The organism is Aminobacter sp. J41 (assembly GCF_000526635.1).
Classification (GTDB): Bacteria; Pseudomonadota; Alphaproteobacteria; order Rhizobiales; family Rhizobiaceae; genus Aerobium.
Map to the genome: position 1 here is coordinate 1 of NZ_JAGL01000006.1, position 12,144 is coordinate 12,144.

A 12,144-nucleotide genomic window follows, 5' to 3' on the forward strand; every position below is an offset into this window, starting at 1 on the left:
TGGCAATGCCTGCTGGCAGCCGCCAGCCAGAACATGAAGAAGATCGCCCTGGCACTCACCCGCCAGCCCCGCCTGGCGGGGGCATGAGGCCCTCTCGCCCCTTCATTATCTTCACTTCGTCAGGCGCCGGCAGCGCCCCTGCGCTCTGTCATCCCGCCCAAACGAAAAACCCGCCAAAAAAATCGGCGGGTTTGTCAGTGGTCTGAAGGCAGCGAATTCGCTGCCTTTTTTCATTGATGCGGTGCGTTTCCGGCTTCAGTCGCCGTAGCCGTGCTTCGCCAGCCAGTCCTTCATGAACTTGATCTCGACTTCCTGAGTCGCAATCACATCCTCGGCGAGCTTGCGCACTTCCGGATCCTTGCCGTGCTCGAGCACGATGCGCGCCATCGCCACCGCGCCCTGGTGATGCGGGATCATGCTGCGCATGAAGTCGACGTCGGCGTCGCCCGTCATCTCGACGTCCATCGCATCATGCATTTGGCGGTTGGCCTCGTTGTAGGCTTTGGCTGCGGGGCTTTCTTCCGCTGCACCATGGGCAGCATGGCCGCCGTGCGCCGAATGGTCATGGCTCTGCGCGTGTGCTGAATTCATCCCCACGCAGGCGGCGATCGATGCCGAGATCAGCAGTGTTTTCAGTTTCGTCATTTGCCGCTCTTCCGAGCAATGCCCCCGCTGTGGTTATTCGGTCGAAACGGTGAAGCCTGCTTCATCCAGCGCCGGCAGGAATGCCGAGCGCGGAAGCTCTGTCGACACCTCGACCTTCTTGGTGGCGAGATCCGCCTTCACCTGCGCCGTCGGGTCGACCCGCTGGATCGCCTTGCTGACGCCGCGCACGCAACCTTCACAGGTCATGTTCTCGATATTGAACTGCATGATGAACTCCAGGTTCCATAATTTGGGCGGAGCATGGACCTTCCAACCTTGGGAAGGTCAACCCACTTTCTGCCCCTTGACCTTCCAATGGTTGGAACCCCCATCTAAGGGTGGACGTTAGCCAACGAGCGAGACGACACCATGAACGCGCCGCTGCAATCTACCACTTCACAAGGCAAGGCTCTTTCGCTGCCGATCGAAGGCATGACGTGCGCGTCCTGCGTCGGTCGCGTCGAAAAGGCGCTGAAGGCCGTGCCGGGCGTGACTGCCGCCAACGTCAATCTGGCGACCGAACGCGCCGACATCACCTATTCTGCCCCCTTCGACTATGAAGCACTCGTCGCGGCGGTCGAAAACGCCGGCTACGACGTGCCGAAGTCCGACCGCTCAATCGAGCTGGCGGTTGAAGGCATGACCTGCGCGTCTTGTGTTGGCCGTGTCGAGAAGGCGCTGGCGAAGGTTCCCGGTGTCGAGGCAGCGACAGTGAACCTGGCCACCGAGCGCGCGGTCGTCACCGGTAATGCCGACCTGAAAGAGCTGATCGCGGCGGTCGAAAATGCAGGCTACGACGCCCGCCCCATCGATCGCAGCGGCGAGGACGAGGAGCGGCAGGCAGAACGCAAGGAAGCCGAGGCTTCCCTGCTGCGGCGCGACCTCGCCATCGCTCTTGCGCTCACCATCCCCGTCTTCGTCCTGGAGATGGGCTCGCACACCTTCGATTTCGTGCACGACCTCGTCATGCGCACGATCGGCATGCAGGCGAGCTGGTATCTGCAGTTCGTACTCACCACGATCGTGCTCGTCTTCCCCGGCCGCCGCTTCTACACCAAGGGCCTGCCGGCACTGGCGCGGCTCGCGCCCGACATGAACTCGCTGGTAGCCGTCGGCACCCTCGCCGCCTACGGTTTCTCGCTGGTGGCGACCTTCGCCCCTGCCCTGCTGCCCGCCGGCACCGTCAACGTCTACTACGAGGCGGCAGCCGTCATCGTGACGCTGGTGCTGCTCGGCCGCTTCCTTGAGGCGCGCGCGAAGGGGCGCACCTCGCAGGCGATCCGCCGGCTGGTTCGGCTTCGCCCGCGTACCGCGCGCGTGCTGCGGGACGGGAAGCTCATCGAGATCCACGCGGCGAATGTTGCCCCCGGCGACATCATCGACCTACACCCTGGCGAACAGGTGCCAGTCGATGGCGAAGTTGTCGAAGGCAGCAGCTTCATCGACGAGTCGATGATTTCCGGCGAGCCGGTACCGGTCGAAAAGCAGCCCGGCAGCCGCGTGACCGGCGGCACGATCAACCAGACCGGCGCGCTGACCTTCCGCGCCACCGCCGTCGGCGGCGACACTGTGCTCGCCCAGATCATCCGGCTGGTCGAGGAAGCGCAGGGTTCCAAGCTGCCGATCCAGGCGCTGGTCGACCAGGTGACGATGTGGTTCGTCCCCGCCGTCATGGCGGCAGCAACGCTCACCTTCATCACCTGGCTGTTGTTTGGCCCGCAGCCGGCGCTCACCTTCGCGCTCGTCAATGCCGTAGCCGTGCTTATCATCGCCTGTCCGTGTGCGATGGGGCTTGCCACGCCCACTTCGATCATGGTCGGCACCGGCCGCGCAGCCGAGATGGGCGTGCTTTTCCGCAAGGGCGAGGCGCTGCAGCAGCTGAAGGACGTCAGGATCATCGCCTTCGACAAGACCGGCACGCTGACTGAAGGCAAGCCGCGCCTGACCGACCTTGAACTCGCCGGTGGCTTGGACCGTGGCAAGGTTCTTGCCATGGTCGCGGCTGTCGAGAAGCGCTCCGAGCACCCGATCGCCCGCGCCATCGTCGAGGCGGCAGAAGCCGAGCAATTGGCGATCCCGGAGATTGCGCGGTTCGAGAGCGTCACCGGCTACGGCGTCCATGCCGAGATCGACGGCACCGCCATCAACGTCGGCGCCGACCGCTACATGGCAAAGCTTGGCGTAGACATCACCGCCTTCGCCTCGACCGCCCAACGGCTCGGCCAAGAGGGCAAGAGCCCGCTCTACGCCGCGATCGGCGGCAAGGCTGCGGCGATCATCGCCGTTGCCGACGAGGTCAAGGAGCAGACGCCTGCCGCCATCGCGGCGCTGCACCGCGCCGGCCTCAAGGTCGCGATGATCAGCGGCGACAACCGCCGCACCGCCGAGGCCATCGCCCGCCGCCTCGGCATCGACGAGGTCGTCGCCGAAGTGCTGCCCGCGGGCAAGGTCGACACCATCCGCCGCCTGCGCAGCGAACATGGCGCACTCGCGTTCGTCGGCGACGGTATCAACGATGCGCCCGCGCTTGCCGAAGCCGATGTCGGCATCGCCGTCGGCACCGGCACGGATGTAGCCATGGAGGCAGCTGACGTCGTCCTGATGTCCGGCCAGCTGACGGGCGTTGCCCGCGCGGTGGCGATCTCGCAGGCGACAATCGGCAACATCCGTCAGAACCTGTTCTGGGCGTTTGCCTACAACGTCGCACTCATCCCCGTCGCTGCAGGCATCCTCTACCCGGCAGCCGGCATCCTGCTTTCGCCGGCGCTCGCGGCGGGCGCGATGGCGCTCTCCAGCGTGTTCGTCGTCGGCAATGCGCTGCGGCTTCGAACCTTCAATCCGGAGGTATGAAATGAACATCGGCCAGGCAGCAAAGGCATCGGGCGTCAGCGCCAAGATGATCCGCTACTACGAGCAGACCGGCCTGATCCCTCCCGCGGAAAGGACCGCGTCAGGCTACCGCGACTATTCGCAGAACGACGTCCACGTGCTGCGCTTCATTCGCCGCGCTCGCGACCTCGGCTTCTCGGTTGCGGAAATTCAGGGACTGCTGGGGCTCTGGCGCGACCGCAATCGCAAGAGCGCCGACGTCAAGCGCATCGCGCTCGACCACATTTCGGAACTGCGAAAGCGGATCGCGGAGATGGAGCAGATGGCGGCGACGCTCGAACATCTGGCGTCCTGCTGCTCGGGCGACCACCGCCCCGACTGCCCGATCCTCGCGGATCTTGAAAGCCCGGAGGGGCTGTCGGCATCGGCGCCGCGGATCTCCCACGGCGCCGTGCACGGATAGTTTTAGCGCTTGAGGGACGCGGCCTCGCGGGCGAGCGCCGCGATCTCATCCCACTTGCCGCCCTTGACCAGCGCATCCGGCGCGATCCACGAGCCGCCGACGCAGACGACATTCGGCAGCGACAGGTACTCGGCCGCGTTCTTCGCGCTGATGCCGCCGGTCGGACAAAAGCGGATGCCGGCGAGCGGCGACGACAGCGCCTTGAGGAAACCGGCACCACCGGCCTGTTCCGCGGGGAAGAATTTCAGCAGCGAGTAGCCAGCCTGGCGAGCAGCCATGATCTCGCTCGGCGTGATCGCGCCCGGCAGCAGCGGCACCTCGCTTGCTGCCGCCGCCTCGATGAGCTGCGGTGTCAGGCCCGGGCTGACGATGAACTTCGCCCCCGCCTCGGCGGCCTGCGCAAAATGGTCCGCATCAAGAATGGTGCCGGCACCGACAATCGCTTCCGGCACCTCTGTAGCGGCGCGGCGGATCGCTTCGATGGCAGCCGGCGTGCGCAGGGTGATTTCGATGGCCGGCAAGCCGCCCTTGGCCAGCGCGCGCGCCAGCGGCACGGCATCCTCGGCACGGTCAATTTTCAGGACCGGAATGACCGGCTGGCCTTCCATCACCTTGAGAAGCGGTTCGGTCTTCTGTGCACCCTTCATCGGTCCTGCTCCAGATCAAGTTTCAATCGATTAGGTACAGCGCGTGTACCAGAGCCGGGCCCATGCTGTCCATGAGCCCGGCGTTCACGTTAGGATCTGCGGCCGAACAGCGCCGCGAAAAAACGGATGGTGCTGTCGAACAGGTCGGCCGGCCCGCGCGTCCGCGCCGTCCGGGTTTCCGCGCCAGCATTGAGTCCGAGATCAAAGCTCACCTTCTGGTAGATGGCATAGGCCGCTGCGAGCTTGGTGTCGTAGCGGTTGCGACGATAGGCGGGTCCGTTGTAGCCGCGGGCGAAGGCGGCCCAGTCGTGCGCGCCCATCACTTGCCCGACGCCCCACGAAGTCGATTCATACGCGGCCTTGCGGTCGATTTCAGCTGCCTGCCGCAGCATCTGCCAGCGTGCGGCTTGTGAGGCAGGATTGCGGATGACGCCGGCCTGCGGTGCGGCGAGCCCTTGCTTCCGCGCCCCCTCGCGCCCGTCGCCCGCTAGCCTGCGGTCGAAATAGTGTCCCTCGAAGCGGATCAGCGGCTCGGGCCTGCCTTCGACCAGCGCCTGAATACGCCCGCCGGATTCCACCTCCACGACAGCCGCAAGTGCCGCCGGTTCGACCTTGAGCGTGCGCGCCACTTCCGCAATCGTCAGCCTCTTTGTTTCGTTCAGCATCGCCAGGAACCTCCCTAAGTGGAGGCCTCAGTTTCGATAACGTCCCGGAGAGGTGGATAAGTGCGTCACCGAAACAGCTTGAAACCCCGCATGTGGCGGATTAATCGCGGCCCATGGAAAACAATGGTCCTTTTCGCGTAGCCGCCCTTTACCGCTTCACCTCGCTACCGCAGTTCACGGAGCTGCGTGCCCCGCTTGCCGAGTTCTGCGAAGCGCGCGGCATCAAGGGAACGCTGCTGCTGGCCCACGAAGGCATCAACGGCACCGTCGCCGGCACCTACGAGGCGATTGCCGAGCTGATCGACTATCTCAGCGCCATCAAGGAGCTCGAAGGCCTCGAGCTGAAGTACTCCCACGCGACCGAGATGCCGTTCCACCGCATGAAGGTGCGCCTGAAGCGCGAGATCGTCACCATGGGCGTCGACACGATCGACCCACTGCGCGATGCCGGCACCTATGTCGAGCCGCGCGAGTGGAACAAGCTGATCTCTGATCCAGACACCATCGTCATCGACACGCGCAACACCTACGAGACGGCAATCGGCATCTTCAAAGGCGCAATCGATCCCGAGACGCAGACCTTCACCGAGTTCCCGCGCTGGGCGCAGAACCGGCACAACGAGCTCAAGGGCCGCAAGGTCGCCATGTACTGCACCGGCGGCATTCGCTGCGAGAAGGCGACCGCCTACATGCGCTCGATCGGCATCGAGGAGGTCTACCACCTCAAAGGCGGCATCCTGAAGTATCTCGAGGAAGTCCCGCCGGAAGAGAGCCTGTGGGAAGGCGAGTGCTTCGTCTTCGACGAGCGCGTCTCGGTGAAGCACGGCCTTGAGGAAGGCGATGCGGAGCTGTGCCGCGCCTGCCGCCATCCGCTCCTGCCGGAAGACCTCAAGTCGCCGTACTATGAGGAAGGTGTCTCCTGCCATCGTTGCTACGATACGCGCACGGAGGAAGACCGGGCGCGCTACCGTGAGCGTCACCGGCAGGTGCTGCTGGCGCAAAAGCGCGGCAAGGGTCCCCATATCGGCAGCTGACGCAACTTCGGCGAGCTTTCCCCCCGTCATTGCAATGCCACATCGGCCTGCCTACTTTCGGACAGGTCGCCCCCTGGTGCGGCCTGACGCAAAGCCGAACAAGGAGGCAAGCATGCTCGACCCGAAGAAGCTTCTGGACGAACTTCTCGGCACCGCCGTACCGGGAACCGGTGCGACCGTGCGCGACAATGCAGGCAAGGCCGTGCAGATGGCAAAGGACAATCCGCTTGCAACGGGCGCGCTGGCCGCGGTGCTTCTCGGCACGAGGACCGGCCGCCAGATGTCGGGTTCGGCACTGAAGCTGGGCGGCCTCGCCGCCATAGCGGGCCTCGCCTACAAAGCCTACCAGAACTATTCGAACGGGAAGCAGCCGGGCGAACAGCCGGCAGCCACCGAACCTGAGCTCCTGCCACCGCCCGAAGGCACCCCCTTCAGCCCGGAACAGGCGCCGCAGGGCGAGAACGAGTTTGCGCTGGTGATCGTCCGCGCCATGATCGCGGCCGCCAGAGCCGATGGCCATATCGACGCCGAGGAACGCGCGAAGATCGCCGACCGCCTTCACCTTTCCGGCATTGGCGACGAGGCCGAGGCATTCCTGATGTCCGAGCTTGAGAAGCCGCTCGACCTCGACGCGATCGTTGCCGCAGCCAAGACCGACGCGCAGAAGGTCGAGCTCTACACCGCGTCGCGAATTGCGATTGACCCGGATACACGTGCCGAGCGCGGTTATCTAGACCTGCTCGCGGGCAGGCTGTCGCTACCGGACGCACTTGTCGAGCATATCGAGGAGACGGTGTCGGCGGTGAAAACCGAAGCCGCCGCTCCTGCCAACTCCCCCTGGTAAGAAGTGCGAATTTTTCTGGAAGCGTTAACCTTTCGTTAACCGATCAGGTCCACCCTGATTCTCAGACGATTTCGCTCTCCTCCTCCCAGGCGTAGTCGAACTAGGGCGGTCAGCAGACCGCCCTCTCTTTGTGGCAAAGCCGCTTGTCTTCCCCATCGTCATCTGCAAAGCACAGTCAGTTGCACTGGGAGAAGCATACATGTCTGAAAGCAAAGTCGCCCTCGTCACCGGAGCTGGCTCCGGCATCGGCAAAGCCGTCGCAACGACGCTGGTTGCCGCTGGATGGAACACGGTTTTCACTGGCCGCCGCCTCGACCGCCTGGAGGAAGCGGCGAAGGCAGCTGAATCAGCAGGCACGGCAAAGGCCGTCGCGATTGCCTGCGACGTCACCAAGGCCGATCAGGTCGATGAGCTGTTCGCCAAGATCGAGCAGCAGTTCGGCCGTCTCGACCTCCTCTTCAACAACGCCGGCATGGGCGCCAAGGGCGCTATGATCGACGAAATTCCGGTAGAGGTCTGGAAAGAGGTCGTCGACGTCAATCTCACCGGCTCGTTCCTGTGCGCGCGCGGCGCCTTCCGCATGATGCGCAACCAGAAGCCGCAGGGCGGGCGCATCATCAACAATGGCTCGATCTCGGCCCATGCGCCGCGTCCGGGCACGATTCCCTACACCGCGACCAAGCACGCCATTACTGGCCTGACGAAGACGCTCGCCCTCGACGGCCGCCCGTTCGACATCGCCTGCGGTCAGATCGACATCGGCAACGCCCTCACCGAACTCGCCGCACCAATGGCCTCCGGCGTGCCGCAGGCTGACGGGTCGATGCGCGCCGAGGCGTTGATGGATGTCCAGCACGTCGCGAACGCAGTTCTGCACATGGCGAGCCTGCCGCTCGACGCCAACGTGCTGTTCATGACGGTCATGGCAACGAAGATGCCCTTCGTCGGCCGCGGCTGACGCGCCGCAAGATCGCCTTCTCCCCGGCAACCGGGGAGAAGGCTTTCAGTTTCCTTCCTACTTCTGCAGGAATGCGCCGATCCGTTCGATGGCGCGCAGGATGTTCTCTTCTGAGTTCGCGTAAGAGACGCGGATGTAGCCCTCGCCGAGCACCCCGAAGTCCGGGCCGCCGATCAGCGCAACGCCCGCCTCGTCCAGCAGCGCATTGGCCAGCTGCTTCGCCTTCCAGCCGGTGCCCTTGATGTTCGGGAACGCGTAGAACGCGCCCTTCGGCGTAATGCAGGACACGCCGGGCAGGCTGTTCAGTCCCTCAACCACGATCTTGCGGCGGTTGTCGAACGCCCGCATCATCTTCTCGACATCGTCCTGTGGACCGTCGATCGCGGCAATGCCGGCAAACTGCGCTGGCGCGTTCACGCACGACCAGCAGTTGACCGCAAGCTTGCGGATCTTGTCGTAGAGCTGGTCGGGCCAGATCGACCAGCCCATGCGCCAGCCGGTCATCGCCCACGTCTTCGACCATCCGTTGAGGACGATGAGCCGATCGCGCACCTCCGGGAATTGCAGCAGCGAGACGTGTTTTTCGCCGTCATAGGTCATGACGTCATAGATCTCGTCGGACATGATCGCGACATGCGGATGCGCCTCGAGGCCCTTCACAAGCTTCTCGATTTCCTCACGTGGGGTCACACCGCCCGTCGGGTTGGCGGGCGAGTTTAGGATCAAAAGCCGCGTCTGCGGCGTGATCAGCGACAGCGTCTCCTCCGCCGAGAAGGCAAACCCGTTCTCTTCGCGGATCGGCACCGGCACCGGCTTTGCGCCCGTGAATTCGATCATTGAGCGGTAGATCGGGAAGCCCGGATCTGGATAAAGGATTTCCGTACCCGGCTGGCCGAACATAAGGATCGCCGCGAACATGGTCGGCTTGCCGCCCGGCAGGATCATCACATTCTCCGGCGAAACCTCGACGCCGGTCGTGCTCAGCGTCCGTCGCACCACCGCCTCGCGGGTGGCGAGGAGGCCCGTCGCCGGCGTGTAGCCGTGATGGCCGTCCTTCAGCGCCTTGATCGCCGCCTCGACGATATGTTCGGGCGTGCGGAAATCGGGCTGGCCGATGCCGAGGTTGATGATGTCCTTGCCGGACTGTGCAAGGGCCGTCGCCCGTGCAAGCACTGCAAACGCGTTTTCCTCCCCGATCCGGTCAAAGGCGTCTATGGTTTGGAGCATACGGCCATCCTCCCTGGTTCTAGGCTCATCCTCGGGCTTTGTGATGTTAGGCCACCCTTTGTCAATCTCGGAACACCGGACGCATGACTATGAGCCTCGAACATTGGACGCCCCGTGAACGTCCCTCTGCGGAACCGATGGAAGGCCGCTATGTCCGCCTGGAGAAGCTGGACGCGGCGCGTCACGGCGACCACCTGTTCGAGGCATCTTCCGCCGGGGATGCCGATGCGCGCTTTCGCTGGCTGTTCGAGACTCCGCCAGCCTCGCGCGCAGAATTCCAGCCGTGGCTCGACAAGGCCGCGGCTTCCGCGGATCCCTTCTTCTTCGCGGTGATCGACAAGGCGTCGGGCAAGGTCGCCGGCCGCCAGGCCTTCATGCGCATCGATACGGCCCACGGCGTCATCGAGATTGGCTCGATCCTCTGGAACCCGCCGCTGGCACGGCAGCCTGGCGCCACCGAGGCACTCTACCTTTTTGCCCGACACGCCTTCGAGGATCTCGGCTATCGCCGCTTCGAGTGGAAGTGCAACAACGACAACGAACCGTCCAAGCGCGCAGCACTCCGCTTCGGCTTCACCTACGAAGGCACCTTCCGCCAGCACATGGTCGCAAAGGGCAAGAACCGCGACACGGCCTGGTTCTCTATGATCGACAGCGAGTGGCCAACGCTCCGCGCTGCGTTCGAGGAGTGGCTTGACCGGTCGAACTTCGATAGTGAGGGTCGGCAGAGGAAGCGGCTGGAGGAGATTCGCGCCGCTATTGGCTGACGCCGCCTGCGCTCCCGGCGAGGCAGCGCGGCACAAGGCGCGATGCCTCGGGAGGGAGAGATCAGAATGGCAGGAAGGCTCAAGGGCAAGATCGCAGTCGTCACCGCTGCGGGACAAGGGATCGGGCGCGCAATCGCGGAAGCCTTCGTCAAGGAAGGCGCGACCGTCTACGCCACCGACATTGACCGCGCCAAGCTTGAGGGCCTTGCCCGTGCAAAGAAGGCGAAGCTCGACGTGACCTCGACCCGGGCAGTTGACGCCTACGCCGCGAAGGTCGGCCAGATCGACATCCTCTGCAATGTCGCCGGCTGGGTGCATCACGGCTCGGTGCTGGAATGTACCGAGGACGACTGGGACCGTTCCTTCGACGTGAACGTCAAGAGCATGCACCGTATGATCAGGGCATTCCTGCCCGGCATGCTGGAGCGAGCCAAGGCGAACGGCACATCCGGCTCGATCATCAACCTTTCTTCCGGCGCCTCTTCGATCAAAGGTATCGCCAACCGCTACGCCTACGGCGCATCGAAGGCCGCGGTCATCGGCCTGACCAAGTCGGTCGCCATCGATTTCGTCCGGCAGGGCATCCGCTGCAACGCGATCTGCCCCGGCACCGTCCGCTCGCCCTCGTGGGAGGAGCGCGTTGAGGATCTCGGCAAGAGTGTCGGCGGCAAGGACAAAGCGATGGAAATGTTTATCGCCCGCCAGCCAATGGGCCGCGTCGGTGAGGCATGGGAAATCGCCGCCCTTGCGGTATATCTCGCCAGTGACGAATCCGCCTTTACCACAGGCACTGCAATTCCCGTTGACGGAGGTTTGAGCGCCTGATGGACGCCAGCACCAAGAAGAACGCAATCGCCGCCGCCCTCGTCATGGGCGCATTCTGCTTGCTCGCATTTTTCCTGCCGAACATCGTCCTGTGGCTCGGCGGCTACTCGCCATGGCTCGGCGGCGCGGCAGCTTTCCTGTTCGTGGTAGCGTTCTTCGGTGTGTTCTGGCTGCGGGGGCGCAGCCGCCGCGGGAAATAAAATCTGAATTGGGGGAGTGAACAGATGCGTGTCCTGGTAACGGGCGCGGCCGGTATGATCGGCCGCAAGCTGACCGCGCGACTACTAAGCGAGCGGAAGATCGGGGACAGGCCGATAACCGAACTCGACCTGCAGGATGTCGTGCCGTTCGACGCCCCTGACGGCAATGGCATCAAGATCGCAACGCATGTGAGTGACCTGGCGGCTCCCGGCAGCGCAAGGGCGCTTGCCGCGCGCAGGCCAGACGTGGTGTTTCATCTCGCCGGTATCGTCTCCGGCCAGGCGGAGGCAGAGTTCGAGCTCGGCTACCACGTCAATCTAGACGGCACACGCGCCCTTTACGAAGCGATCCGCGAGGCGGGCAACGCACCGCGGGTTGTCTACACCTCATCGATCGCCGTCTATGGCGGCCCCTTCCCCGACATCATCCCGGACGAGTTCCACACTTCGCCGCTGTCGTCCTACGGCGCGCAGAAGGTGATGGGCGAGGCCCTGCTGCAGGACTACACTCGACGCGGTTTCCTCGACGGCATCGGCCTGCGCCTTCCCGGCATCACCGTCCGTCCCGGCAAGCCGAACAAGGCCGCCTCCGGTTTCTTCTCGAGCATCATCCGCGAGCCGCTTGCCGGCCTCCCGGCAGTCCTGCCCGTCCCGCGCTCGGTCGTCTGCACCCACGCAAGCCCCCGCGCGGCGGTCGGCTTCCTGATGCACGCGGCATCCCTCGACAGCGCAGCTGTCGGGCCGCACCGCAATTTGCCGCTGCCCGGCGCAGCGGTCACCGTCGGTGATCAGATCGAGGCGCTGGCGCGTGTCGCAGGCAGCGACGCAGTCCGTCTCATCCGGGAGGAGCATGACGAGGCGATCTGGGCGATGGTGAAGAACTGGCCGACGCGCTTCGAGGCACGGCGCTCGCGGGAGCTTGGCTTCAAGGCCGAAGACAGCTTCGACGAGATCATCCGCGCCTATATCGAGGACGACCTCAACGGGTAGAAACGAAAAGCGCGCGGAAGCCGGAGCTCCGCGCGTCTGTCGTTGAAGTG

General features: G+C 64.4%; 14 protein-coding genes. 9 read left to right on the top strand and 5 right to left on the bottom strand.

The features are described 5' to 3' along the window. Positions 1-255: 255 nt before the first annotated feature. Complete coding sequence (locus L630_RS0106125; RefSeq protein ID WP_034329525.1) at positions 256-645, bottom strand: DUF305 domain-containing protein; 390 nt, start codon at positions 643-645, stop codon at positions 256-258. 33 nt (positions 646-678) lie between these two features. Further along, positions 679-873 (bottom strand): heavy-metal-associated domain-containing protein, encoded by a 195-nt coding sequence (locus L630_RS0106130; RefSeq protein WP_024847394.1) that lies wholly within the window; start codon positions 871-873, stop codon positions 679-681. A gap of 141 nt (positions 874-1,014) precedes the next feature. On the opposite strand from L630_RS0106130, the gene L630_RS0106135 reads away from it, so the two are divergent. Both L630_RS0106135 and cueR read left to right on the top strand, forming a co-directional pair. After that, positions 1,015-3,495, top strand: a complete 2,481-nt coding sequence (locus L630_RS0106135; protein WP_024847395.1) for a heavy metal translocating P-type ATPase — start codon at positions 1,015-1,017, stop codon at positions 3,493-3,495. A 1-nt stretch (position 3,496) separates the two neighbouring features. After that, positions 3,497-3,937, top strand: a complete 441-nt coding sequence (gene cueR / locus L630_RS0106140) for a Cu(I)-responsive transcriptional regulator (protein WP_024847396.1) — start codon at positions 3,497-3,499, stop codon at positions 3,935-3,937. A gap of 2 nt (positions 3,938-3,939) precedes the next feature. On the opposite strand, the gene L630_RS0106145 is transcribed toward cueR, so the two are convergent. Together L630_RS0106145 and L630_RS21060 are read right to left on the bottom strand one after the other, a co-directional pair. Then, positions 3,940-4,584 (bottom strand): 2-dehydro-3-deoxy-phosphogluconate aldolase, encoded by a 645-nt coding sequence (locus tag L630_RS0106145; protein ID WP_024847397.1) that lies wholly within the window; start codon positions 4,582-4,584, stop codon positions 3,940-3,942. A gap of 89 nt (positions 4,585-4,673) precedes the next feature. Next, positions 4,674-5,249 carry an N-acetylmuramidase domain-containing protein gene (locus L630_RS21060; protein WP_024847398.1) on the bottom strand — a complete coding sequence of 192 codons (576 nt, stop codon included), beginning with the start codon at positions 5,247-5,249 and terminating at the stop codon, positions 4,674-4,676. 113 nt (positions 5,250-5,362) lie between these two features. Between L630_RS21060 and L630_RS0106155 the strand changes: the two genes are divergently transcribed. The 3 genes from L630_RS0106155 (at position 5,363) to L630_RS0106165 (ending at position 8,085) form a co-directional block, all read left to right on the top strand. Next, a complete protein-coding gene (locus tag L630_RS0106155) occupies positions 5,363-6,283 on the top strand; it encodes a rhodanese-related sulfurtransferase (RefSeq protein WP_024847399.1) in 921 nt (306 codons plus the stop codon). 112 nt (positions 6,284-6,395) lie between these two features. Continuing rightward, a complete protein-coding gene (locus tag L630_RS0106160) occupies positions 6,396-7,127 on the top strand; it encodes a tellurite resistance TerB family protein (RefSeq protein WP_024847400.1) in 732 nt (243 codons plus the stop codon). A gap of 199 nt (positions 7,128-7,326) precedes the next feature. Further along, positions 7,327-8,085 carry an SDR family oxidoreductase gene (locus tag L630_RS0106165; RefSeq protein WP_024847401.1) on the top strand — a complete coding sequence of 253 codons (759 nt, stop codon included), beginning with the start codon at positions 7,327-7,329 and terminating at the stop codon, positions 8,083-8,085. 57 nt (positions 8,086-8,142) lie between these two features. Here L630_RS0106165 and L630_RS0106170 read toward each other — a convergent pair whose 3' ends face one another. After that, entirely contained in the window at positions 8,143-9,312 is a 1,170-nt protein-coding gene (locus L630_RS0106170) for a pyridoxal phosphate-dependent aminotransferase (RefSeq protein WP_024847402.1), read from the bottom strand. Positions 9,313-9,395: 83 nt separating this feature from the next. Here L630_RS0106170 and L630_RS0106175 point away from each other — a divergent pair, with 83 nt between their 5' ends. From L630_RS0106175 to denD, 4 genes are all read left to right on the top strand, one after another. Next, positions 9,396-10,079, top strand: coding sequence for a GNAT family protein (locus L630_RS0106175; RefSeq protein WP_024847403.1), 684 nt, complete (start codon positions 9,396-9,398; stop codon positions 10,077-10,079). A 66-nt stretch (positions 10,080-10,145) separates the two neighbouring features. Beyond that, positions 10,146-10,904, top strand: coding sequence for an SDR family oxidoreductase (locus L630_RS0106180; RefSeq protein ID WP_024847404.1), 759 nt, complete (start codon positions 10,146-10,148; stop codon positions 10,902-10,904). Continuing rightward, positions 10,904-11,104, top strand: coding sequence for a hypothetical protein (locus tag L630_RS21065; RefSeq protein ID WP_034329530.1), 201 nt, complete (start codon positions 10,904-10,906; stop codon positions 11,102-11,104). The genes L630_RS0106180 and L630_RS21065 overlap by 1 nt, the downstream gene beginning before the upstream one ends. 24 nt (positions 11,105-11,128) lie before the next feature. Further along, complete coding sequence (denD, locus tag L630_RS0106190; protein ID WP_024847521.1) at positions 11,129-12,094, top strand: D-erythronate dehydrogenase; 966 nt, start codon at positions 11,129-11,131, stop codon at positions 12,092-12,094. Positions 12,095-12,144 lie beyond the last annotated feature (50 nt).